Genomic DNA, 24655 nt, shown 5'->3' with positions numbered 1-24655 from the left:
CGCGCGAACTCCTCCATCGAGGGCGCGCTCGAAGACGCGGATTCCTCGATCACGAACAGCGATCATGCCGGACTCCGGCGAGACGATCAAACCGGCGACACCAAGATCAGGAGGTGTGAATGGTTACAAGGAACCACGTCGGATGTTTGAGTAACCTTCTCATTAGAGCAGCACCCTTACCGACGATACCGGTACATTGTCACCGATTTGGAGGTGAAGGGTGACACAGACGAATCCACAACAGAACAATCAGGACTCTACGGGACAAACGGGTGAGGCCCCTCACGATGAAGACCTGCAAAACGACAAGGCAGATAAGAGTTGGAAGCGCTGGGACCGCATCACTATTGCTGCCGCAGCTGCAGCAATAGTGACGCAAATCGTTGGATTTTGGCAGCCTAAGCTACCCGCGAGCGCGCTCTCAGGTCTTATGATGACCGTAGCAGCGGCCGTGTGGCTGCACGGGCACCGACATATGAAATTGAGAAACAAAAAAGCAATCCTCTGCATTGCCTTCTTGTCCGCCGGCTGGGTCTTCTTGGGCTTTGCAGTCCAAGAAGTACTTTCGAACAGGCCAAATCCTGCTTCAACTTTTCAGGACAACCCACACCCCTCAGAGTCCCCATCGAAAAGTATCCCTATCGACAACGGCAATCAAAATTTGATTGATCAGAAGCATCTTGCGAAGTGGGAAACGTCCCTTGGAGAACGCATTGGACTGCAGTCGCGACCTCGCAGTGAGGAACGCAAAGGATATGCGAAGACGACGTACGCCGACCTTGAAGATGGGAGTAGTGGCGAAGGTGCGGTAATCGTAGCGGCTCCCTGGAAAGAAGGTTCCTGGACCGCAGGGGAGTTTCCCCTTGCCAGACCCATAAAAGCCACAGATCGATTCCTTGCGGCTGTAGGGTTCGACAGAAACTCAGAGGTTAAGGAGGCTAAATTTCGGGTGGAATGCCTTGGAGGCTCTCTATCTAAGCCCGCCCGCATAGGGGAAGTTGTTAACAAATTGGACAATAAACTTGCAATTTTAGATCAGCCTTTGCGTAACTGCATAGGCGCTACGGCGCTGCGCCTTTACACCGTTGGCGACAAAGTAGCCGGAGCCCATTTGATTTGGGTGAGAGCACAAATAGAATCCGACTCTGCAACTACGGAAGACTAGTCCAGAAAATCCGGGCGACGGCTCGTTGAGAGGTTCGGGAACGGCGAGGTAAGGCCGAACCGCACCTGCCGCAGGAACGAATCCGCCAACGGCACGATGGCCAGGTCCGGATCCAGCACCGTCCAGTACCTCGCCCCGGACGGCAACCTCACTGGGAAAGCTCGCATCCCAATGACCCCCCGATCATGTGCTGAGCTGCATGAACATCTATCAGCAACGAGCGGCACACCCAAGGAGATCTGCCGTAGAACAACACTGCCGCGTGTCGGGTTTATCGCAACGTCACGCAACGCCCCTGGCGGCCCCCGGAGAGCGGACGTAATGCTCGCGGTTTTCCACCCCCCAGTGCCAGCGGACGTAGGCGCCCAGATGGGCGGGTCCGGCCAGGTGGGCGGGCAGGTTCGTGATGGCGTAGGCCACCGCTTTACTCCTGCCCGAGCCGTGCCGATCGGCGATGTGCCGCACGATCCGCATGACCTGGACCGCGCCGGGAAAGTCGACGCCGTCGGCGGGGCGGTACGGATGGTGCGGCGTTCGCCGCGGCCGTGGCCCCGGTCGATCTCGGTGTGCCCGGTACCGGCCCACTCGTGCTCGGCGTCGGTCCCATCAGCCGGCGTGGCCATCGCCGTGGCCAGGAGCGCGGGCTGATTGTGCTTCAAAATCAGGACATAGTACGCGCCGAGGTCCTCGGCCAGATGCCGGGCGGTCTCGTGGACGGTATGCAGCGCGTCGGCGGTCAGGACCGTACCCGCCAGATCCACTCCGGCTATCAGTGGCTTGAGTTCGGGCACCTCGCTGGTCTTGGTGTCGATGGCCCGCTGAGCAAGCCTCGTGTCCCGGGTGTGGCAGAACGGCGACAGTAGTTGGGGACGGCGGCCGTCGGGGCGGCGGGCTCCGCGGATGGCCTTGCCATCGGCCGCCGCCCCGGGCGGCAACCCCGCCATAGCGGGAGGTTCCCGGTCACGCTGACGGACCCGGCGGGCTTCACGCTCGTTCGGCCATGCCGGCTCGGCCGGCTCGGCGGTGTCCGGCCGAGCCGTACCGGGGGTATCGGGATGGCCGGGTGCGTCGGCTTCGCGGGGCGCCCGCCCGGCCAGGTAAGCACACACCTCGCGTTCCAGCTCGTCGCCGTCGACCTCGCCCAGGACCCGGCGGAAGGTCCGCTCGCCGGGCGGTACGTGCAGCCCGGTGAGCGGATCACGCCACACCTCCAGTTCGGCCGGTACTTCCTGCGGGCACGCGTCGGAGGCCCAGTGCCAGACCGCGATAATCGAGTCTCCGCCGGCCACGGCCACCCCGCACGCGGCCAGTGCCAGGATCGAGGCCAGCGGATGCCGGACGTTTCGGGTGGACCGGTGGTCGGAAATCCGGCGGAAGCGGGCCAGCAGCCCCTCGCGGGTCACCCGATCGGGCACCGATCCCTTTGTCTTGCCGCTCTCGATCGGGCTGATCAGCGATGATAGGGCCACAAGCACGGCTTCCTCCCGGATCGACTGGTGTGAGAACCTCGATCTTCGGGAGTCGTGCCCGTTTCCATCCCTGAATTGGATCAGTTATTACCGGCGGCGGAGGCACGGCCGTTCGCGCGCAAGGAATCAAACCCGGTCAAAACTTCGAGATGCCGGGGCCGTGCTCTAAGACCTGCCCAAATACTGCGCCACCACCGATAGCAGCGACGGCTTCGAGGAGGTGACCAGGGTACTAGTTGGTCGTGCTCGGCGAGGGCGTTGATTTTCTGGTGCTCTTTCGCGGGAACGCCGAGCCGGGACCGTACCGTACGGCTGTTCCGCGTTTCGCTTCGGACGTTCTCGTGAGCAGTTCTCGGCTCACCAGGTCTCGAATGATGTCCCGGGCCTGATAGACGTTCATGTCGAACAAGCGCTGGATCGTACGATTGTTCACGTAGCTGTAGTCCCGCACGTGCTCGATCACCTTGGCGTCGATATCCTCCTGTGCCCGGCTGTGGTAGGCGACTGCGCTGCCCAGACGGGCGACCACCTCGGCCCGTAGCCGATAGGCCGGGAATCGGTACCGCATGGTCGCGCGAGTGGGCTCAAGGATGTTGGCCGGTGCCGCGGCCAGCCGCAGCAGCACCGCCTGTGCGTCCTCCGGCGAGCGCTGGATCACTTGCGCGACATCTGACGCGCTGACCGCGCGGTGTGTGCAGAGCAGCAGGATGGTGAGCATCGCGTCAGTGTCGTCCCGCTCCTCCTCGGGTAGCGAGGCCACGAACTCCGCGATCCGGGTGTTCGGCGCCTGCCCTCGGAACGAGACAGAAACCCGGTGCGCGTCCTCGGAGATCAGGGGGATGTCCCGCCCCGACCTGATCATCTCGCGATACATCCGATCTATGCCCAGTCCGACATCCTCCGCCAGACCCAGCAGGCGGAACCCGGCGGCAAGCGCTGGATGACGTGCCTGCGAGCCGCCGGCGAGAATATTGCTGAGAGTCACCCCGGCGACCAACGGACCAGGAGAGTCGATACGCAGGAGCTGCGGCGAGTGCTCAATTCGAATGGGCATCTGTAGGCGCCAATCCCGATGGATGATCGCGTTGACGAGGGCTTCTCGAACCGCAGCCGAAGGATAGTCCTCAATTTGAAGTTGCTGGCCGCTGGCCAAAGTCACCGGCGTGATCCTCTGTCCGACCCGGATAGCTCGAGATATGTCTTCAAGAGCCACCACCATTGGCGGACCGACCCGCAAAATTGAGTCCGGCTCGCCACCCATCGTTCGTTTATGCAGGTAGACAATGGCGTCAACCGGCCCGTTTCGCGGCTCGCACAGCATCAGCTCCCCCGCCCTGCTCAGCTTGCCGTCATCGGCGACCGCGCGCATGGTCCGGAGCAGATCCATATCCCCGAATCGCGAATATCGCTGCCGGGCAGGGTCGACAGAGCTGGCGAGCAACCTCCGGCAGTACCGCAGAGCGAGCGGATCGATGTCGTCGACCGGTCGTCCGCTCGTCCTCGCCGACCAATCGAAACCACGACGCTCATCAGCAAGCCGCGAGACATCGAGAGGTCTCATCGGCACGCAGTCAGTGTTTATCCGTTGATATGTGTAGCCTTTCGTCGTCGAGTACACCTGAATGCCCTCAGGAACAGCGATCTCCACCAAGCGCTTACCGGCGAACTCGAACGCTCTCACCTCGACGAGAAGCCCAGGGTCGGTCAGTTCGTGAATCCGGCCGCGTAGCTTGGCCGTGTCCAGTTCGCAGCCGACAAATGCTTCCTGACCCGACCTGGAGTCCGCCACACCGACGACGATGACCCCGCCGCTCGAATTAGCGAAACAAACAGCCGCCTCGGCCAGATCAAGCCAGGTATCTTTGAGTGCGGGCTTCTCCTGTTTGAAGTCCAGGGTCTCCGTCTCGCACTTGGCTGCGGCGGTGCCAGCCAAGATCCTCTCCAGAACCGGCTGAGGAGTCGGCTCCACTTTGAGTCCCCCTTTGATGTAGCCGTGGCAGCAAGGGTAGCCCCAAAGGAGCATCAAAGTAAGAAAGTGGCGGGGTCAGGTTGTTAGGGCTTGGGCGAGCATGAGGCCGAGGGTGGCGGAGCCTAGGCCGGCTATGAGGCTGGCGGTGATGTTGGCGGTGGCGTAGAAGCGGAAGCCTTCCTGGGATAGGCGGATGGTTTCGTAGCTGAAGGTGGAGTAGGTGGTTAGGGCGCCGCAGAAACCGGGGCCGAGCAGGGCGGTGACTTGGGTGGTGGCGGGGAGGCCGAGGAGGAGGCCGAGGATGAAGGAGCCGGTGACGTTGACGGTCAGGGTTCCCCAGGGGAAGACCGAGTCGTGGTGGGACTGGATGAAACGGTCGGTGAGGTAGCGGAGGGGGGCGCCGATTGCGGCGCCTAGGGCTACGAGGAGGGCGGTCATCTGATGACTAGGCGGGCGGTCACGGTGATGCCTGTCCAGGCGGCCAGGAGGGCGCCGATGAGTGTGGCCGCTGCGTAGAGGAGGGCGGTGGTGGGGGCGCCGTTGGTCATCGTCTGGTGGATGTCCAGGACATATGTGGAAAAGGTGGTGTAGCCGCCGAGGACGCCTACGCCTAGGAATGGGCGTAGGAGGCGGGCGGTCCATACCTCGGTGATCAGGACCATGAGGACGCCGATCAGGAGGCAGCCTGAGATGTTCACCAGGAAGGTGGACCAGGGGAAGCCGCCGGGTGGGTGTGGGAGTGCCACGCCGATGCCGTACCGGCCGAGGGCGCCGAGCACGCCGCCGGCGGAGATGGCGGCGAGCACGGGGAACGGCGTCGGGCGCAGTTCGGCGCGCTCGGCGGGTACGTGGAGGTCGACGTCGGAGTCGATGGGTTCGCGCATCGCGAACCCAGCATCGGTCACAAGCGGGGTTCCGCGCAAAACACCGTGCCGTTGCCGGAGAGTTCCAGGGCGCCGTCGGAGGCGGGGGCGAAGATGGCCTCCGCAGGGTGCAGTTTGAGCTCGTCCTGGGCGGCGTTCCGGATACTTACGACGCCGTCGACGCAGATGAGGATGCGCGGCTTGTCGCCGGGGACTTGGTAGGCGTCGCCGGGGGTGAAGCGCCGGAGCTGGAACTCCGGTGACGGGGTGAGGTAGACGTCGGCCACCGGTTCGATGGCGGCGGGTTGCGCGGCGGGGTCGGTGATGCGGAGGAGTTCTTCGATGTCGATGGGCTTGGGGGTCAGCCCGGCCCGCAGCACGTTGTCGGAGCTGCCCATGATCTCCACGCCGAAGCCGCCGAGGTAGCAGTGCAGCACGCCGGCGCCCAGGTAGAGGGCCTCGCCAGGGGCGAGTTGGTGGTGGCGCATCAGCAGGGGGGCCAGGACGGCAGGGTCGTTCGGGTACTGCTCGGCCAGCTGGGTGACCAGGTCGTGGTCAGCCGTCCGTACCAGATCCTGGACCAGGGCGGCGCGGTCGTCGGCGGGCCAGCCGAGCAGGATGCGGAGGGCGGCGAGCACGTCGCCGGAGGCGAGGGCGTCGGCGACGGGGGTGAGGGCGGGCAGGCCGAGGGCGGCGACCAGTTCCGCGGCCTCGCCGGGCGGGCGGAACCCGGCGAGGGCGGAGAAGGGGGTGAGTGCGCAGATCATCTCGGGCTTGGGCCACGGATCCGCGTAGTTGTGATCCCCTCGGAGGAAGCCTTCCGCGGCCTGTTCCAGCGACGGGTGGACCTGCATGGAGAGCGCCCGATCCACCGCGATCAACTTCAGCAGGTACGGCAACCGCTCCCCGAACCGCTCGATCACGGCAGCCCCGAGCTCGGCCACGGGATCCGCGGCGATGACGTCGGGCAACGCCTGCTGCGACCCGTCGCGCGGCAGCGACGACGGGCCGGAGGGATGGGCGCCGAGCCACATCTCCGCCTCGGGACCAGCCGCGGATCGCCCGGTCAGCGCGGCGATGGCCGTGCGGGAGCCCCAGGCATAGTCCTTGATCGGGTTGGTCAGCAGGTCCACGTGGCGTCCTTCGATCTAGAGCGGCTATTCAGCCCTAATGTTGTCAATGTCAAACGAACCTGGGCTAATCCACAGGAACATTCCTCGCACATCGGCGAGGTCCTCCAGTGAACAGGACATGGCCGAGGTGAGATCGATCTCCACGGGAACGACGCTGTCCTGGTTGGCCCAGGTGAAGTTGGACTGGCACCAGGTGAATCCTGGCCCGAACTGCAGGGCCACCGCCACCGACGTGCCCGCGGGGCCGGTCTTCAGGTCCCACTTGAACTGCGACTTGTTGGCCAGGTTCACCGGTTCCGGGAATGTCGCCCCGAACCAGGCACCGCCGGTGGAGTTGATCCGGAGGCCGGAGACGCCGTCGGTCGCGTACGCCGAGGTCTGCTCGACCGAGCCCGCGTCGGGCTGCCAGTTGCCGGGGGCCCAGCCCTGCACGCCGTCCTCGAAGGAGAACAGCTTGATCGCGCCGGTCGGGTTGGGCTTCACGGTGACGGTGATGTCGGCCACGTTGGAGGTGCGGCCGGCCGCATCCTTGATCGTGTAGTGCGCGGTGGCGCGCCCGGCGAACTCGGCCGGAGGCGTGTACGAGACCTTGCCGTCGACCAGCGTGAAGTCCCCGGAGCTGGTCTGCCGCCCGGCGGTGGCGGGATCCAGGTCGATCGTGCTGGCCTTCACATACGTCCGGTACGCGATGTCGTTGGCGGCCACGTCCAGCGTCGCCCCGGTGCCGAACTCGACAGTCGTGGCATCGTGATCGGCGACCGGCGGCAGCGAACGCTGCCCATATGCGAGTTCGGTCCCGGCGTTGGTCAGCGTCTGACAGACCGGCGACGGGCAGTACACCGTGAAGCCGTCATAGTCCGGATAAAGCGTGTTGTCGTCCTGGATGCCGGACAGGATCCAGTACAGCCAGCCGGTGCCGCCCGACGACCGCACCGCCTCGGTCCACTCCTGGTAGACGACGTTACGGGTCGCCTTGTCGCGCAAGCCGAACTCGCCCAGCAGCGATGGCTTGCCGATCTGGCGAGCCTTCTGGATGTGGCTCTTGATCCACTCGGTGCCCCAGGCGGCGTCCTTCAGCCAGCCGTCCGGGTAGAGGTGGAAGGACATCACGTCCACGGCGGGCAGCTTGGTCAGCGCGGTGTTGTCGACGCCCTCGCCGCAGTTGATCGTCCAGTCCGAGCTGGTGGGATCGGTGCAGCGGAAGCCCTCGTCGCCGACGCCGACCAGGTGCTTGCCGTCCTTGGACTTGATGAACCTGGTCATCTCGTCGGCCCAGGTGGTGAGGGTCTGCGGGGTGCAGGTGGCCGACTGCGGGTAGAGTCCTGAGCCCTTGCAGCGCGGCTCGTTGCCGAGCTCCCACATCATGACCGTGGGGTCGTCCTTGTATTTGACGCCGGTCAGCGTGTTGGTGCGGTTGAGGACGTGGTCGATCCAGTCCTTGTACCAGCCGCGGATGGTGGGGTCGGTGTAGAAGTCGTCGTGGTTGTCCAGGCCGGCCCAGCGGACGTACTGATCGATGCCGCCGAAGTCCGCCCAGTTGTTGGTGAACGGGATGATCAGCTTGATGCCGGACTGGCGGGCCTTGTAGAGCACGTAGTCGAGGCGTTCCAGGCCGTCCGCGCCGTCGTTGTAGGCGGGGCGGGTGCCGTTCCAGTACTGAAAGTAGACGCCGTCGGCCTTGCCCGCGACCGAGTTGCTGCCGTCCTGGTTGCCGATGTCGAGCCAGCCCCAGGTGCGGATGACGTTGAACTTGGCGGCCGCGGCGTCGGCGAGGACGTCGTCGGTCATCAGGCGTGATTTGTACATCAGGTAGTAGTTGTTGGTTCCCGAGAAGTGGAACTTCTTGCCGTTCAGCACCAGGTCAGCGCCCTGGCGTTTGACGAAGCCGTCGTTCTGGTGTGTCGCTGAGGCCGCTGGGGTGGCGATCAAGGCCGCCGATAACGCCATGGTCAGGATGGCGGTGAATCTCACGGTTGCTCCTTCAGGATGGTCGATCCCCGAGAACGAGGGCGGCGGCGCCGTACAGGCCGGCGTCGCGGCCGAGTGAGGTGGCGTCCACGCGCAGGCGGTGCAGGAAGCCCAGGCCCGCCTGGCGCGCGATGGCCTGGCGCAGCGGGACCATCAGGGTCGGGCCCGCCGCGGCGACGCCACCGCCGATGACAACGTTGTCAATGTCAAAGAGGGCGGCGGCGGTGAGGATTGCCGTGCCGAGGGCGTCCGAGGCGCGCTGGAAGGCGAGTTTGGCCACCGGGATGCCGCGTTTGGCGTCGGCCGCCAACGCACGCGCGTCGACCGCGCGCCCGGCCCAGAAGGCGGGTTCGACCGCCCGCCGCCAGCCGTTGTCGAGCGCCCAGCGCACCATGCTCGGCCCGCTGGCGATCGTCTCCACGCAGCCGGTGGCCCCGCACGGGCAGGCATCCCCATCCCGATCCACACTGATATGACCGATATGTCCGGCATTTCCGGTGGGGCCGAGGAAGGGCTGGCCGTCCACGACCACGCCGCCGCCGATCCCGGTGGACACGACGATGCCCAGCAAGGTCTTGTACGGCCCCGCGTCCGAAGCCCGCTTCCCGTACGAGCCCTGCCACCACTCCCCCAGCGCCATGCACTGGGCGTCTCCCGCCAGCCGCACCGGCAGCTCGGGCAGTAACTCGCTCACGGTCTTGACCAGCGGAAACTCCCGCCAGGACGGGATGTTGACCGGGCTCACCGTGCCGCCGAGCACGTCCAGCGGCCCGGCCGACCCGATGCCCACCCCGGTCAGCCCCGAATCCCCGGTCAGCCCGGGCACCGCGATCCGGCCGACCAGTTCGGCCAGCGTCGCGGTCGCGTCCGGGCCCACCGGCAGTTCCAGCCTGGCGGTGATCACCCCGGTGGGCTCCACCATGGCCGCCGCGAACTTCGTCCCTCCGATGTCGATCGCCAGAACCGTCATGTTCCGCCCCTCCGTTAAGAGAACTTTTCCGGAACCATCCCATATCGGGCTTTACGGCATCACACGTGGGCCTCGTTGACGCAGCGCAGCACCGGATAGGCGGTGAGCGCGTCCGGATCCACGTCTCCGGACACGTGGAAGGTGGCCGTCTCGCCGGGGAGCAGGGTGACGAGCTGGTCGTCCACGGTGGCGTCGGGGTCGAGTCGGTCGGGGAAGATCGCCAGCTCGCGGACGAGGGTCCTGGCGGTGATCGAGACCCGCAGCCCGCCGTCGGCCGGCTCGGTGGTCGCATCGAACTCGGCGGGCGGGAGATCAGTCGCGGGGTCCTCGGTGAAGAAACGCAGCGCCCGCGCGTCACCCAGCACGGCGACCAGCAGTTCGTGGGCGGGTTCTGCCGCCGTCAGCGAACCGGGCAGCGGGATGGCCAGGGTGCCGCGCGCGGGCACGGCGACCGGGACGTGCTCCTTGGCGAGCGTCTCCCCGGCGATCGACTGCCGGACGACCGCGAGTTCCCCCGCCCACTCCTCGCCGGTGTCGTTGACCACGACGAGCACGAGCGTGTCCCCGTCCACCCCGTGCGCCAGCCCCACGGACGAGTCCTGAAATGTCAGCAATCGGTCGGCGAAAGCGCGGCGCATGCCGTACCAGAGGGGCTTGCGGCGGGCGTCGCCGTCGACGGCGGCCCAGGAGGTCACCGGCCAGCAGTCGTTGAGCTGCCAGACGATCGTGCCCATGCAGAACGGTGCCAGCGCCCGGAACCGCTCCACCCCGAACACCATCGCGCGCGCCTGGTTGAGCTGGGTGTAGTAGTGCCAGTCGTCGAAGTTCGACGGCTGCGGCAGATGATTCCCCAGACCGCGGAGCAGTTTCCCGTTGCCGTCCACGGCCTTCTGGTGGTGCATGACCCCCTTGGACGTGGGCGCCAGTGGCTCGTCACTGACCGACCTGCGCAACGTCGCGTACGTCGGCGGCCCCTGGAACCCGAACTCCGCCACGAACCTCGGCTGGTAGGTCGCGTAGAACGTGTAGTCCTCCCGGTTCCACACCGTCCAGATATGCGTGGACCCATGCGCCGGATCATTGGGCGCCAGCTCCGGCGACCCCGAGTACGGGCTCCCCGGCCAGTACGGCCGCGTCGGATCCAGCTCCCGCACCACCCGGGGCAACAACTCGTAGTAGAACCCCGAACCCCAGCTACGCGCCTCCAGCTTCTCCTGCCAGCCCCAGTCCGCGTGGCCCTCGAGGTTCTCGTTGTTGCCGCACCACAACACCAGGCTCGGATGGTTGGCCAGCCGCGTCACCTGCTGCCGTGCCTCGGCCTCCACCTCGAACCGGAACGGCCCTTCCTCCGGGTAGGCCGCGCAGGCGAACGGAAAGTCCTGCCACACCAGGATGCCGAGCGCGTCGGCCAGGGCGTAGAAGTCCTCGCTCTCGTACAGCCCGCCGCCCCACACCCGCAGCGTGTTCGCCCCGGTTTCGACCGCCTGCTGGAACCGCTGCGCCAGCCGCTCGCGAGTCACCCGGTTGGGAAAGCAGTCGTCGGGGATCCAGTTGAAGCCCTTCATGAAGACCGGCACGCCGTTGATGATGATCCGGAACGCGTCCGGTTCCAGTTCGACCGTGCGGAAGCCGATCTCCTTCGTCCACACGTCGTCGCCGAGTTGCACGGTCAGCGGGTAGAGGGGCTGCTCGCCATACCCGCGCGGCCACCACAGGTCGGGATCCTGGACGGTCAGCGAGACCACTGCCGTGCGTTCGCCGGGCGCGAGCCGTACCTGCTCGGAGACGCCCGCGACGGACGCGGTCAGGGTGAGCGGGGCCTGGGTGGCGCGGTCGGCGGTGACGTGCACCTCGACCTGGCCGACGCCGTCGGCGACGGTGACCAGCGGGCGGACCTCGGCCAGCCGGGCGGTGCTCCAGGTGTGCAGGTAGATCGGGCGCCAGATGCCGGAGGTGACCACGGTCGGGCCCCAGTCCCAGCCGAAGTTGCAGGCCATCTTCCGGATGAACTGGTACGGCTGCCCGTACGCCCCCGGCCGGTCCCCGAGCGCGGCCCGCTGCCGCTCCGCATACGCGTACGGCGCCTCGAAGAGGATCTTCAGCGTGTTCCGGCCCTCCACGAGCAGGTGCTTGGCCGGAAACCGATACGACCGATGCTGGTTGGCGGTCTGCCCGATCTGCACCCCGTTGAGAAGCACCGTGGCCACCGTGTCCAAACCCTCGCAGACCAGATCGGCCCGCTCATCCTCGGTCCCGTCCCAGCCGAACGCGGTCTCGTACGACCAGCCCGTCCGCCCGATCCAGGTCAGCCTGACTTCGTTGTCGTCCAGATAGGGATCGGCGATGATCCCCGCCGTCAACAAGTCGGTGTGCACGCATCCGGGCACCGTCGCCGGGAGTCCCGCCACGACCGGGCGTGACTGCCCGGTCGAGGAGACCGCCGTGACGGCCCAGCCTTCGTGCAACATCGTGATCACACGCCCTCCCACTTCCTGTGCAGTTGCGGCACCGAGGCGAGAAGCTTCCTGGTGTAGGCGTGCTCCGGCGTCTCGAATACCTTCTCCGTCGGGCCGTACTCGACGATCCTGCCCTGGTGCAGGACCACCGTTCGCTCGCTGATGTAGTTGCCGAGCGCGAGGTCGTGCGTGATGAACAGCACGCCGAGGCCGCGGGATTTCAGGTCGGCCAGCAGGTTGAGCACATCGATCCGGGTGGACGCGTCGAGCATGCTGGTGATCTCGTCGGCCACCAGCAGGTCGATGTCCAGCAGCAAGGCCCGCGCGATCAGCAGCCGCTGCAGCTGGCCGCCGCTGAGCTGGTGCGGGAACTTGTTCAGCACCTGACCGGCCTCCAGCCGGACGTCGTTGAGCGCGGCGGCCACCTTGTCCTGCCAGATCCGGTCTGGCTCCTTGGGAAAGTAGACCTCTTTGATCATGCTGAACACCCGATCGGCCTTGAAGATCGGGTTGTACGAGCTGAACGGATCCTGGAACACGCCCTGGATCTTGCGGTAGTAGGCGCGCTTTTCCAGTTTCGTGACGTCGTCCCCGTCAACGGTGATCGTGCCCTTCTGGGCGGACATCAGCCGGAGCACCATCTTGCCGATCGTGCTCTTGCCGCTGCCGCTCTCCCCGATCAGCGAGACGACCTCGCCCCGGGCGACCTCGAAGCTCACCTCGTCCACGGCCGTCATGGTCTTGCCGCCGAAGGCGCCGACTCTGAAGACTTTCGAGACTTCCTGGAGTTTCAGCATCATGCCTTCCAGCACGCGACGAAATGATCCTTCTCGACCTCGACGGCCGGGGGTTCCTCCCGGCACTTGTCGAAGGCGAGCGGGCAACGATCCTGGAACCGGCAGCCGACCGGCGGATTGAGCAGCGAGGGCGGATTGCCGGGAATGCCGGTCAGCTTCTTCTCCGCGTAGCGAACCCCGACCTCGGGCAGCGAGGAGATCAGCAGCTGCGTGTACGGATGGCGGGCCCGGTTCACGATCGTGTCCGCGGGGGCCTTCTCGGCGAGCTTGCCCGCGTACATCACCATGATCGTGTCGGCCAGCTGGTTGGTCAGCGAGATGTCATGGGTGATGAAGATCATGCTCTTCACGAAGCCCAGCTCGCGGAAGCCCTTCAGCGTGGTGACCACGGCCTTCTGGGTGGACACGTCCAGCGCCGAGGTGATCTCGTCGGCGATCAGCAGGGACGGGTTGAGCAGCGTGGAGATGACCATCACCATGCGCTGCTTCATCCCGCCGGACAGCTCCAGCGGATACTTGGTGAGCACGTCCCTGGAGAGTTCGACCAGGTCGAGCCGCCGGTGCAGCTCGTCGGTGTCCACCGTGACACCGCGCGAGTCGAGCAGCTCGCGGACCATCCGGCCGATCTTGCGGGTCGGGTTCATCGCGCTCATCGAGTACTGCGGGATGATCGATACCTCGGTGAACCGGAACGGGTTCATCTTGACCGTGTCCCCGATCGGCAGGTTCTCGCCGTCGAGTTCGACCCGGCCGCCGACCAGCTTCATCCGGCCGTCCATCCGGATCAGCGCCTTGCCGAGCGTGGTCTTGCCGCAGCCGGACTCCCCGGCCAGGCCGAGGATCTCGCCGTCCGCCACGTCGAAGCTGACCCCGTCGAGGGCCTTCACGTCACCGCGAAGAGTCCGGTAATAGACCCTTAAGTCCTGCACAGACAGGGTCATCTAGAGCTCCCTCAGCTTGGGGTTGAACACCTCGTCGAGGCCGACGTTCGCGACGTAGAGGGCGCCCACGATGGCGGTGATCGCGGCGCCCGGCGGGATGAACCACCACCACAGGCCCAGATGGAGCGCGCTCCACTGGTTGGCGTGGTTGAGCATCACACCGAGCGACACGCCGTCGGTCGGGCCCAGGCCGATGAAGTCGAGGGAGGACGCGATCAGGATGGAACTGCCGAACAGCAGGATGAACGTCATGAACAGGTAGGAGCTCATGTTCGGCGCGATCTCCCGCAGGATGATCTTGCCCGTGCGCACCCCGCTCAGCCGGGCCAGATCCACGAAGTCGCGGCTGCGCAGCGAGAACGTCTGCGCCCTGATCGCCCTGGCCACCCAGGGCCAGGAGGTGAGGCCGATGAACAGGGCCTGCATGCCGACGCTGCGGATGCCCAGGTAGGCGTTGATGATCAGCAGTACGGCCAGGGTCGGGATGACCAGGACCACGTTGGTGAGCATGTTGAGGATCTCGTCGACCAGGCCGCCCCGGTAGCCGGCCACGAACCCGATCACCATGCCGATGAGCGCGGCCAGGCCGCCGGCGAGCAGCCCGACCACGAAGGCGTTGCGCACGCCGTGCACGAACTGGGCCAGCACGTCCTGGCCGAAGGTGGTGGTGCCGAGCCAATATTCGCCGTCCGGCGGCATCATGGGCTGGCCGACGTACTCCATCGGCGGGCGATCCACCAGGAACGGCCCGATGATGCCGATGAGGAGAAATATCGTGACAATGCCAGCGCCGAGCAGGAGCTTTCCGTTCCGTACGGCGAAGTAGAGGGCTTCCCGTCGCACCGTGACCGGGGGTGTGCCCGGATCCGGCGCGGTGATCGCGGTGATCGGATCGGTGGTGGTCATGTGGTCGCCCCTGTCATTCCCGCCCGGGTCCGCGGATCGACGATCACGTACACGATGTCGATCACGAAGTTGGCGATCAGCACGCCCAGGACGATGAACAGGAAGGTGCCCTGGAGGAGGAAGAAGTCCTGGTTCTGGATGGCCTTGAGGATCAGGCTGCCCAGCCCCGGATAGGAGAACACGATCTCGGTGACCAGCGCGCCGGCCACCAGCACGCCCAGCTGCAGGGCCAGGCCGGTGATCTGCGGCAGGACGGCGTTGCGGAAGGCGTACCGCCGGATGAGCCGGTGCGGCGCGCCGAGCGCGGCCAGGTAGTTGGAGTAGTCGGCCTCCAGCTCATAGATGATCATGTTCCGCATGCCGATCGCCCAGCCGCCCAGCGCCACCAGGAACAGCGACACGAACGGCAGCAGCCAGTGCTGGAACAGGCTCCCGACGAACTCCCACGACAGGTTCGGCTGCATCGCGAAGCTGTAGCCCCCGGCCACCGGCAACACCTGGAAGACGACCCCGAACCCCCAGCAGAGCAGGATCGCGATCCACATGTACGGCATCGCGGTCAGCACATACCCCACCGGAAGCACCGTGTTGTCGAGGATCTTGCGCCGGGCCGCGAGCGCGCCGGCCCAGTTCCCGACGAACCAGCTGAGCAGGATCGACGGGATCAGCAACCCCAGCGAGTACGGCACCGCGTCCATGATCACGTCGGCCACCGGCAGCGGGTACGCCCAGATGCTGATCCCGAAATTTCCGGCGAACAGCGCGCCCCAGAAGTTGAAGTACTGCGCCAGGATCGGCTGGTCGAAGCCGAAGAGATTGCTGTAGTACTGCTGCATCGCCGCCACGGCCTCCGGGTCGGAGATGCGCGCCCTGGCGACCATGCTCGCCACCGGGTCGCCCGGCATGAACCGCGGGATCATCCAGTTCACGGTGACCGCGACGAAGAACGTCAGTGCGTAGATAAGCAGTTTCCGGCCGAAATATTGTCGCAAACCATCCTCCGGGGGATGTGTCCCCCAGCCTGGCCAGGCGGGGGATGCGGGCGGGCCTTGGCTGGCCCGCCCGATCCACTAGGTCCCGACTACGCGCCGGCGGGCTGGAGCTCGGTCAGCGTGAGCACGCCGCCCAGTTCGAGCCAGTTGCGCCACATGGTGGGCGGCGTCTTGGGCGTGCCAGCGGCGTCGGACGGCCAGTTCTTCCAGACCGAGTTGCTGACCTGCGACCAGAGGCCGTTGTACCAGAGCGGGATGACCGGCATGTCCTCCAGCTGGATCTTCTGCAGCTGGGAGGTGATGGCCTTCATGCCCTCGACGTCATCGGTCTTGGTGGCGTCGAGCTGGCCGACCAGATCCCAGGCCTTCTCGTTCTCGTACCGGCCGAAGTTCACGGTGTTCTGGAGCTTCTGCACCGGCATGTTGAAGACGTAGTCGTAGTAGCGCTCCGGCGTGTTCGACAGCTGGCGCTCGTTGTTGATGAGCATGTCGAACTTGCCGGTGCTGCGCTGCTCGACCAGGGCGTTGTAGTCGGGGAACTCGGGGGTCAGGCTGATCCCGACGTCCTTGGCGCTGGTCGCGATGACCCGGATGGACTCCATCCAGTCGGTCCAGCCGGTCGGCACGATGATCTTCAGGTCGATCTTCGAGCCGTCCTTGTTGTTGATGAAGCCGTCACCGTCGGTGTCCTTGTAGCCCGCGTCGGCCAGCAGCTGCTTGGACTTGGCCGGGTCGTAGCTGAAGCCCATCGAGCCGGTCACGCTCTTGTCGACGTACTTGTCCCACTGGGGCAGCAGGCCGGTGGGGTCGGCGGGCTTGACCAGGTTGCCGTACACGTTCTCGACGATGCGCTTGGTGTCCACCGAGTACGCCATGGCCTTGCGGAAGGCGGGGTCGTCCATCGGCTTCTTCTTGGTGTTCAGCACCAGCCAGGCGGTGTTGGCCGACAGCATGAACGGCGCGTCCGGGTAGTAGGTCGAGACGCCGAAGTTGCCCCTGACCAGGTTGGCCACGCCGGGCAGGAAGTTGTTGCTGAGGTCCAGGCCCTTCTGCAGCAGCAGACCCATCGCGACCTCGTTGCTGGAGTTCACGATGTCCACGATGTACTTGGGCTTGACGTCCTTGCCGAGGGCCTTGATCCCCCACCAGTCGTCACGCTTCACCCAGGCCTGCCGGTCCTGGTCGTGGCTGTGGTAGTTGTACGGCCCGGTGCCGACCGGGTTCTCGTTGGCGAAGTCCACGACCTCTTCCGGCTTGACCGACTCCCAGATGTGCTTGGGCACGATCGCGCGCTGGTAGACGTGGTTGGCCCACTGCTGGTAGCGGGCCTCCTTGAAGGTGAACTTCACCGTCTGCGGGTCGACGACCTCGGCCGAGTCCAGGAACGTCCAGATGTTGTGATAGGGAACGGTCTCGATCTTGCCGAGCTCGAAGGTGAACTTGACGTCGTCGGCGGTCAGCGGCTTGCCATCCGACCAGGTGATGCCGGAGCGGAGCTTCAGGGTGTATTCCTTGTCGCCCGTCCACTCACCGCTCTCGGCCAGCCAGGGCTGGAACTTGTCGGTGGTGGCGTCGTAGAGGAAGAGCGTCTCGTACAGCAGGCCCTTGGTTCCGGTGGCCGAGTCCCACTCGCGGAGCGGGTTCCAGTTGGCCGGCGGGCCCCACATCGTGCCGCTCGAGTAGAGCGTCTCGTTCCGGGGGAACGACTTGGAGTCGGCGGGGGCCGCCGCACTCGCCGCGGGGGCGGAACCTTGCGTCGATGGCGTCGTGTCTCCGCTCGAACAGGCGGCGGCAGCCAGGCTGACCACCACGAACGGGATCAGAAACCGAGTTCGGTTTCGCATCGTCTTGTCTCCTTCCTCCTCGCGGGTCAGACCGCGTGGAGGTCCGTACATCAGCAGGCCTAATCCCCGATGGATCGACCGTGAGAGGTGGTGCCTTCACCTCTCCTGGACCGTACGTGGGAGCGCTCCCACGTCAGCAAGCAGCACGCTCCCGGCCCCGAACAGCCTCCGCGTGTCGACTCCCTTCCCGTCGTACGGGTGGCTGAACCGGATAAGTACCGTGACCGTAAAATCTGCATGTCAGGGGTGTCAATAGGGGCGAGATGAGGTGTGATGGCACCGAGACATTTGAATCAGGGGGCGTAGTAGGGTGTGCCCTGTTCGAGCAGGGACTAGACCGGTTCAGTGAACGTCAAGGTGGGTGTGTGAGAAGACCGACCATCGCGGACATCGCGCGGCAGGCGGGTGTGTCAAAAGGCGCGGTTTCCTATGCGTTGAACGGACAGCCCGGTGTGTCGGAGAGCACCCGGGCCCGGATCCTGGCGATCGCCGACGAGATCGGCTGGCGGCCGAACAGCGCCGCGCGCGCCCTCAACGGGGCCCGCGCCAACGCGATCGGGCTCGCGCTGTGCCGCCCCGCCCGGATCCTGGGCATGGAACCGTTCTTCATGGAGCTGATCAGCGGTCTCGAGGCGGAGCTGGCGGCGCGGTCCTGCGCGCTGATGTTGCAGGTGGTCCGGGATCACGACGCCGAGATTGCGGTCTACCACCGCTGGTGGGGCGAGGGGCGGATCGACGGGGCGATCGTGGTGGACCTGCACATGGACGATCCGCGCGTCCCCGTGCTGGAGTCGCTCGGCATGCCGGCCGTGGTGGTCGGGGATCCGTCCGCGTCGGGGTCGCTGGTGTCGGTGTGGTCCGATGAGCGGAGCGCGGTGCGGGAGACCGTGCAGTATCTGGCCGCGCTCGGGCACCGGCGGATCGCGCGGGTGGCCGGGCTGCCCAAGCTCATGCACACCGCGATAAGGGATCGGGCGTTCAGCGAGGCCGGGGCCGGGCTCGAATCGTGCGTGACGGTGCACACCGACTACACCGGCGAGGAGGGCGCGCGGGCCACCCGCCGCCTGCTCAGCGCACCACACCGGCCGACCGCCATCGTGTACGACAACGACATCATGGCGGTGGCCGGCCTGTCGGTGGCCCAGGAGATGCGACTGACCGTGCCAACCGACCTGTCCATCGTGGCGTGGGACGACTCCCCGCTATCCCAGGTGGTACGCCCACCGTTGACGGCGCTGAGCCGCGACATCCCCGCTTATGGGGGACATGCCGCACAACTGCTGCTGTCACTGATCGACGGCACCGAGGTGACGGCCCTGGAAGACCAGGCAGCACGCCTCAACCCCAGAGGAAGCACCGGCCCGCCCCCCGCCTAATTCACAACTTTTCCTGAATTTTCGGCGTCTAAGTGTGTGCTGGTATTGCGACCCGAATCTGACGTTCAGGATCGGTCGCTACACTGCCGATTCTCGCCGACCCCCCTTCAGGAGTGAGCACGTGAGTGCTGTCGACGTGCGCCCGGCACCGAAATGGCGGGCGTGGGTATGGGCATTCGTGGCCGCGGCTACCGGCGTCCTGACCGGAGTGGTGACCTTCCTGGTCACCGGCGTCGTGACGCTCACGAGCAACGTGACCCGCCAGGTGGTCACCGAGGCGGACCTCGGCCCGCGCCCGGTGAAGATCGCCACCGAGGCGATGAACGTGCTGCTGGTGGGGTCGGACAAGCGGGACGGCGCCAACGCCCGCTACGGCAAGTTCGGCGGCGAGCGCACCGACACGATCATCCTCGCCCACGTCTCCCCCAAGCGGGACGGCGCGCTGCTGATCAGCTTCCCCCGCGACTCCCTGGTCAAGCTCCCCAGCTGCCCGGCGCGCGCGGGCTTCCCCGGCCAGCGCGCGCACATCGGCATGATCAACGAATCGTTCAACTCCGGCGGCATCGGCTGCACCTGGAAGACCATCGAGAACCTCACCGGCATCCGGATCGACCACTTCGTGAAGGTCGACTTCACCGGCTTCAAGGAGATGGTGAACGCGCTGGGCGGCGTACCCATCTGCGTGCCGGCGCCCGGCATCGCCGACAAGAAGGCGCTGCTCACGCTGAGCGCCGGCCGGCACTTACTCACCGGCGAGCAGTCGCTCGGCTACGTCCGGGCCCGCTACAGCCTGGGCGACGGCTCCGACATCGGGCGGATCCAGCGCCAGCAGATGTTCCTGGCCTCCATGGCCAAGAAGGCGATGAGCGGCGAGACCCTGACCGACCCCGCCCTGCTCTTCGACTTCCTCGACGCGGTCACCCGGTCGATCACCACCGATCCCGCGCTGTCGGTCGGCGTCATGAAGGATCTCGCCCTCAGCGCGAAGGGCATCACCGCCGGTCAGATCAGGTTCGTGACCACCCCCTGGCGTTACTCGCTGTCCAGCCCCGGCCGGGTCGAATGGGTGCAGCCCCAGGCCGACCGCCTGTTCAAGATGGTCGCCTCCGACACGGTCGCCCGCGACCTCACCACCGGCGAGCAGAAGATCCCCAAGTCCCAGGTCCACGTCATCGTCCAGAACGCCTCCGGCCGCGCCAGCCTCGGCACGATCGCCGCCGCCAACCTGGAACAGCGCGGCTACCACATCGTCCGGGTCGAGCAGGCTCCCAAGTTCGCCGCGAAGACGGTGGTCAAATACACCCCCGTGGGCGTGGCCCGCGCGTCCCGCCTGTTCCGCGAAATCCAGCAAACTACGACATCCCGCATCGAATCCGGCACAACTCCGCGTGTGGTCCTGGCCCTCGGTGGCGACTGGCAGGGCCTGAAACCACCCAAAACCCTGGACGACATCGACAGTTTCGACGCAACCCATGACACGTGCGGTTGATCATCCAAGGGCGAGTGACGCTGCGCAACTAGCCTGTTACTAGCCCTGAGAGGTAGACATAGTGGGGCATAACGGACCGGGAGTGTGAATGGGCGGAAACAGGAGCCTCTGGCGTGCTTTGGGGCTGACTCTGGGTTCCGCCGTGCTCTGGGGTATCGCGCATCTGTGGGTCGGCCGCACGCGCACCGGTCTCGCCCTCGCCGCGATCTACACGCTCCTGCTCGCGACCGGCATCGCGGTCGCGACCAGCTTCCGCTCCACCGTGCTCGCCCTCCTGGTACGCCCCGGCTGGCTGACCGCCACCGTCGTGGCCACCCTGGTCACCGCCCTGGTCTGGGCCATCGTGATCGTCTCGTCGTACCGGCTGGTCCGGCCGCAACCGCTGCACGGCACCCGCCGCCTGTTCGCGGGCGGGCTGGTGGGCGGGCTCTGCCTGGTGGTGACGGCTCCATTGGCGTACGCCAGCCGGGTCGCCTACGTCTCGCACGACCTGATGACCACGGTCTTCTCCGACCAGTCGGCCTTCCCACCGGACCGGGGGGACCACTTCGACTACCTGGGCAGCAAGCAGCGGCTCAACCTCCTGCTGGTCGGCGTCGACGCCGCCAAGAACCGCCCCGGCGCCCGCACCGACAGCATGACCGTCGCCAGCGTCGACACCAGAACCGGCCAGACCATGCTGTTCAGCCTGCCGCGCAACCTACAGCGCGTCCCCATGCCCGCCGGCCCTGCCAGAACCGCCTTCCCGAACGGCTTCACGGGCGGCGGCGACTCACCCGGCCTGCTCAACGAGGTCTATCAGTGGGCCGAGGACAATCCGTCCCTGGTCCCCGGCGTCCCCGACCGCCAGCGGGGCATCACCCTGCTGAAATCCACCGTCGGCGGCATCCTCGGCCTTCCCATCGACTACTACGCGATGGTCGACATGAAGGGCTTCGCCCAGATCATCGACGCCATGGGCGGCGTCACCGTCACCGTCAAACAGGACATCGTCTTCGGCGCCTACCGCGAAGGCCTCGTCAAAGCCGGCACCCGCCGCCTCACCGGCGACGAAGCCCTCTGGTTCGGCCGCTCCCGCACCGACAGCGACGACTACGTCCGCATGGGCCGCCAGAAGTGCCTCCTGCACGCGGTCGCCAAGCAGGCCGACCCCCTCACCGTCCTGCGCGGCTTCGAACGGATCGCCGCCGTCACCAAACGCTACGTCTCCACCGACATCCCCCAGTCCCTCCTGCCCTCCCTGGTCACGCTCTCCGCCAAGCTCAAGCTCACCGAGATCCGAAGCCTCCAGTTCGTTCCCCCGCTGATCAGCACCGCCAACCCGGACTGGACCTTCATCCGCCAGAAGGTCAAGGACACCATCAACACCCCCGCGCACCCTGAGATGCCCTCGAAGCGCACCCTCACCCTGGCGCCGCCCGCCGACACCGTCTCCCTCGACGCAACCTGCGGCTGACTCAACCGTTCTCGCGCCCGACTCCCGCCGCTCACGGCCCGATAACGGATCCCCACCAAACTTGACGGAAATCTGGGGATCGCTTTGAATACAGATAACCCGACTTATTTAGTAGGAATCAGGGAGAAGCGCATGGATGCTCGCAGGATTCGCGGAGTGGCGGCCGCGTTGGTCGCAGTGGCGGTTACCGCGCTCGCGGCCGCCTGCGGCGGGGGTGGGGACTCCGCTGGGACGACGGCCGGGAGTGGGGAGCCGGCGCCGGCGGCGACCGGGGAGGTGCGGCTCGGATTCTTCCCGAACATCACGCACTCCACCGCGCTGGTGGGGGTCGAGAAGGGGTTCTTCACCAAAGCGCTCGGCAGCGGCGTCACGCTGAAGACCAGCACCTTCAACGCGGGACCTGCCGCGATCGAGGCGGTCTTCTCGGGGGCCATCGACGCGACCTACATCGGGCCGAACCCGGCGATCAACGCCTGGGAGAAGTCCAAGGGCCAGGCCATCAAGATCGTCGCGGGCGCCGCGTCCGGCGGGGTCTACCTGGTGGTGAAGCCGGAGATCAACACGATCGAGGACCTCAAGGGCAAGAAGGTCGCCACCCCGCAGCTCGGCAACACCCAGGACGTGGCGCTGCGCTACTACCTGGACGAGAAGGGCATCAAGACCGACACCAAGGGCGGCGGCGAGGTCTCGATCGTGCCGCAGGAGAACTCGCTGACCCTGCAGACGTTCGCGACCGGGGACATCGACGCCGCGTGGGTGCCGGAGCCGTTCGCCAGCCGGCTGATCCAGGAGAGCGGCGGCAAGATCCTCATCGACGAGCGGGACCTGTGGCCGAACAAGCAGTTCGTCATCACCCACCTGATCGTCCGGCAGGAGTGGGCCAAGGAGCACCCTGACCTGCTCAAGAAGCTGATCGAAGGCCACGTCGAGTCCACCGCGTACATCAAGTCCGACCCCGCGGGCGCGGCGGCCGCCGTGAACAAGCAGCTGGAGTCCCTGACCGGCAAGCCGCTCAAGCCCGAAGTGCTGGACACCGCGTTCAAGAACATCGAGTTCACCAACGACCCCATCGCCTCCTCCCTGATCGGCAGCGCCGACCACGCCATCAAGGTCGGCCTGCTCCAGCCGGTGGACCTGAACGGCATCTACGACCTGACCGTGCTGAACCAGATCCTGGCCGCGAAGGGAGAGACGGCGGTGACCGACAAGTGACCGCTCCTACTCAGGAGCTCGGTTCCGGCCGGACGGATGGGCAGCGGCCCGCCGTCCGGCTGGACGCCGTCTCCAAGGTGTACGGCCGGGGCGCGAGCAGCCTGCTCGCCCTCGACAAGGTTTCGTTAGACGCGGCCCAGGGCGAGTTCGTCTGCCTGCTGGGCGCCTCCGGCTGCGGCAAGAGCACCCTGCTCAACCTGGTCGCCGGCCTGGACCGCCCGACCACCGGCACGATCGAGACCGGCGAGCGCAAGATCGCCATGATGTTCCAGGAACCCGCCCTGTTCCCGTGGCTGACCGTCTCGGGCAACATCGAACTGGCGCTGCGCGTGCAAGGCCTGGACCGTACGGCCAGGCGGGCCAGAGCCGCCGAACTCCTGGACGTCGTGCACCTGGGCGGCTTCGCCAAGAAGCGCCCGCACGAGCTGTCGGGCGGCATGCGCCAGCGGGTCTCCCTGGCCCGCGCTCTCGCCCAGGAAGCCGACCTGCTCCTGATGGACGAGCCGTTCGGCGCCCTCGACGCGATGACCCGCGACCTGCTGCACGACGAGCTCGAACGCATCTGGCGGGAACGCAACCTCGCCGTCCTGTTCGTCACTCACAACGTCCGCGAAGCCGTACGCCTCGGGGATCGGGTGGTGCTGCTGTCCAGTCGGCCCGGCCAGGTCATCGAGGACTATCCGGTACGGCTGCCGCGCCCGCGCCGTACCGAATCGGCGGAGGTGGCCGAGCTGGCGGGCCGGATCACCGAGCGGCTCAAGGAGGAGGTGAGCCGGCATGGCCGTTGACGCGCCCGACCGGCTGAACGAGCAGATCGCCGGGCTCCACGCGCTGGAGATCCAGGTCAAGCGCAAGCGGGGCATCCCGGCCCTGCTGTGGGGCCGGATCTGGCCGATGCTGCTCGCGGTCGGCATCGTGCTGGCCATCTGGGAAGGCGTGGTGCTGGCCGGTTTCTGGCCGGAATACGTCTTCGCCGGGCCTTTCACCGCGCTGCAGGAGCTGGGCGCCCGGCTCGGCACGGCCGAGTTCTGGCACGCGATCGCGACCACGATGCGCCGCGGTATCACCGGGTTCGCGCTGGCCATCCTGGCCGGCGTGGTGGTCGGGGCCGCGGTGTCGCGGGTCCGGCTGCTCCGGGCCGCGTTCGGCTCGCTGATCACCGGGCTCCAGACGATGCCGTCCATCGCCTGGTTCCCGCTGGCCATCCTGCTGTTCGGCCTGAACGAGAGCGCGATCACGTTCGTGGTGGTGCTGGGCGCCGCGCCATCCATCGCCAACGGGCTGATCACCGGGGTCGACTACACGCCGCCGATCCTGCTGCGCGCCGGGCACGTGCTCGGCCTGCGCCGGGTCGCGCTCTACCGGCACCTGATCCTGCCGGCCTCGCTGCCGTCGTTCCTGGCGGGGCTCAAGCAGGGCTGGGCGTTCGCCTGGCGGTCGCTGATGGCGGGCGAGATCCTGGTGATCATCGCCAACCAGCCGTCCCTGGGCGAGCAGCTGCACTACGCGCGGGAGTTGGCCGACTCGGCCCGCCTGCTGGCCACGATGATCGTCATTCTGGTCATCGGAGTGCTGGTGGACGTGCTGTTCGGGGTGGCGGACAGCGCCCTGCGCCAGCGGTGGGGCCTGGACCAGCGGATCGGATGACC

At 66.5% G+C, this 24655-nt stretch carries 20 protein-coding genes; 7 read left to right on the top strand and 13 right to left on the bottom strand.

Going from position 1 to position 24655, the window contains the following annotated elements; translation table 11 throughout:
• Positions 1–220 precede the first annotated feature (220 nt).
• Positions 221–1165, top strand: coding sequence for a hypothetical protein (locus ABGB08_RS44025; RefSeq protein ID WP_347603407.1), 945 nt, complete (start codon positions 221–223; stop codon positions 1163–1165).
• Here ABGB08_RS44025 and ABGB08_RS44020 read toward each other — a convergent pair.
• The 13 genes from ABGB08_RS44020 to ABGB08_RS43960 all read right to left on the bottom strand — a co-directional run bounded on the left by ABGB08_RS44020 (position 1162) and on the right by ABGB08_RS43960 (position 17473).
• On the bottom strand, positions 1162–2640 hold the full coding sequence (locus ABGB08_RS44020; RefSeq protein WP_347603404.1) for an ISAs1 family transposase: 1479 nt from the start codon (positions 2638–2640) through the stop codon (positions 1162–1164). The two genes, ABGB08_RS44025 and ABGB08_RS44020, sit on opposite strands and share 4 nt — an antisense overlap.
• Before the next feature lie 226 nt (positions 2641–2866).
• Positions 2867–4567 carry an RNA-binding domain-containing protein gene (locus tag ABGB08_RS44015; RefSeq protein ID WP_347603401.1) on the bottom strand — a complete coding sequence of 567 codons (1701 nt, stop codon included), beginning with the start codon at positions 4565–4567 and terminating at the stop codon, positions 2867–2869.
• Between the two features lie 111 nt (positions 4568–4678).
• Positions 4679–5041, bottom strand: a complete 363-nt coding sequence (crcB, locus tag ABGB08_RS44010; RefSeq protein ID WP_347603398.1) for a fluoride efflux transporter CrcB — start codon at positions 5039–5041, stop codon at positions 4679–4681.
• The gene (locus ABGB08_RS44005) at positions 5038–5508 is read right to left on the bottom strand and encodes a CrcB family protein (protein ID WP_347603396.1); all 471 of its coding nucleotides are present in this window, start codon (positions 5506–5508) and stop codon (positions 5038–5040) included. Before ABGB08_RS44005 ends, crcB begins: the two co-directional genes overlap by 4 nt.
• On the bottom strand, positions 5505–6599 hold the full coding sequence (manA, locus tag ABGB08_RS44000; protein ID WP_347603393.1) for a mannose-6-phosphate isomerase, class I: 1095 nt from the start codon (positions 6597–6599) through the stop codon (positions 5505–5507). Before manA ends, ABGB08_RS44005 begins: the two co-directional genes overlap by 4 nt.
• Positions 6600–6623: 24 nt before the next feature.
• The gene (locus ABGB08_RS43995; protein WP_347603390.1) at positions 6624–8570 is read right to left on the bottom strand and encodes a cellulase family glycosylhydrolase; all 1947 of its coding nucleotides are present in this window, start codon (positions 8568–8570) and stop codon (positions 6624–6626) included.
• 10 nt (positions 8571–8580) lie between these two features.
• Entirely contained in the window at positions 8581–9537 is a 957-nt protein-coding gene (locus tag ABGB08_RS43990; RefSeq protein WP_347603388.1) for an ROK family protein, read from the bottom strand.
• A 59-nt stretch (positions 9538–9596) separates the two neighbouring features.
• Positions 9597–12005 carry a glycoside hydrolase family 2 TIM barrel-domain containing protein gene (locus tag ABGB08_RS43985; RefSeq protein WP_347603413.1) on the bottom strand — a complete coding sequence of 803 codons (2409 nt, stop codon included), beginning with the start codon at positions 12003–12005 and terminating at the stop codon, positions 9597–9599.
• 5 nt (positions 12006–12010) lie between these two features.
• Entirely contained in the window at positions 12011–12790 is a 780-nt protein-coding gene (locus ABGB08_RS43980; RefSeq protein ID WP_347603410.1) for an ATP-binding cassette domain-containing protein, read from the bottom strand.
• Positions 12790–13731: an ABC transporter ATP-binding protein gene (locus ABGB08_RS43975; protein ID WP_347603385.1), complete on the bottom strand. Its 942-nt coding sequence runs from the start codon at positions 13729–13731 to the stop codon at positions 12790–12792. Before ABGB08_RS43975 ends, ABGB08_RS43980 begins: the two co-directional genes overlap by 1 nt.
• Complete coding sequence (locus tag ABGB08_RS43970; RefSeq protein WP_347603382.1) at positions 13732–14637, bottom strand: ABC transporter permease; 906 nt, start codon at positions 14635–14637, stop codon at positions 13732–13734. It abuts the gene before it with no gap.
• Positions 14634–15629: an ABC transporter permease gene (locus ABGB08_RS43965; RefSeq protein ID WP_347603379.1), complete on the bottom strand. Its 996-nt coding sequence runs from the start codon at positions 15627–15629 to the stop codon at positions 14634–14636. Before ABGB08_RS43965 ends, ABGB08_RS43970 begins: the two co-directional genes overlap by 4 nt.
• A gap of 89 nt (positions 15630–15718) precedes the next feature.
• Positions 15719–17473, bottom strand: a complete 1755-nt coding sequence (locus ABGB08_RS43960; protein WP_347603377.1) for an ABC transporter substrate-binding protein — start codon at positions 17471–17473, stop codon at positions 15719–15721.
• A gap of 365 nt (positions 17474–17838) precedes the next feature.
• Here ABGB08_RS43960 and ABGB08_RS43955 point away from each other — a divergent pair, with 365 nt between their 5' ends.
• The 6 genes from ABGB08_RS43955 (at position 17839) to ABGB08_RS43930 (ending at position 24653) form a co-directional block, all read left to right on the top strand.
• Positions 17839–18849 (top strand): LacI family DNA-binding transcriptional regulator, encoded by a 1011-nt coding sequence (locus ABGB08_RS43955; protein ID WP_347603374.1) that lies wholly within the window; start codon positions 17839–17841, stop codon positions 18847–18849.
• A 121-nt stretch (positions 18850–18970) separates the two neighbouring features.
• Positions 18971–20338: an LCP family protein gene (locus ABGB08_RS43950; RefSeq protein ID WP_347603371.1), complete on the top strand. Its 1368-nt coding sequence runs from the start codon at positions 18971–18973 to the stop codon at positions 20336–20338.
• An 88-nt stretch (positions 20339–20426) separates the two neighbouring features.
• Positions 20427–21794: an LCP family protein gene (locus tag ABGB08_RS43945; RefSeq protein WP_347603369.1), complete on the top strand. Its 1368-nt coding sequence runs from the start codon at positions 20427–20429 to the stop codon at positions 21792–21794.
• 132 nt (positions 21795–21926) lie between these two features.
• A complete protein-coding gene (locus ABGB08_RS43940; protein WP_155344906.1) occupies positions 21927–23006 on the top strand; it encodes an ABC transporter substrate-binding protein in 1080 nt (359 codons plus the stop codon).
• A complete protein-coding gene (locus ABGB08_RS43935) occupies positions 23003–23794 on the top strand; it encodes an ABC transporter ATP-binding protein (RefSeq protein ID WP_155357483.1) in 792 nt (263 codons plus the stop codon). Before ABGB08_RS43940 ends, ABGB08_RS43935 begins: the two co-directional genes overlap by 4 nt.
• Positions 23784–24653 carry an ABC transporter permease gene (locus ABGB08_RS43930; protein ID WP_347603366.1) on the top strand — a complete coding sequence of 290 codons (870 nt, stop codon included), beginning with the start codon at positions 23784–23786 and terminating at the stop codon, positions 24651–24653. The genes ABGB08_RS43935 and ABGB08_RS43930 overlap by 11 nt, the downstream gene beginning before the upstream one ends.
• Positions 24654–24655 lie beyond the last annotated feature (2 nt).

This window comes from Acrocarpospora sp. B8E8 (genome assembly GCF_039871605.1).
In the GTDB taxonomy this organism is placed as follows: domain Bacteria; phylum Actinomycetota; class Actinomycetes; order Streptosporangiales; family Streptosporangiaceae; genus Acrocarpospora; species Acrocarpospora macrocephala.
Note: the sequence above shows the minus strand (reverse complement) of the source record. Positions and strands in the feature narration are given on the sequence as shown.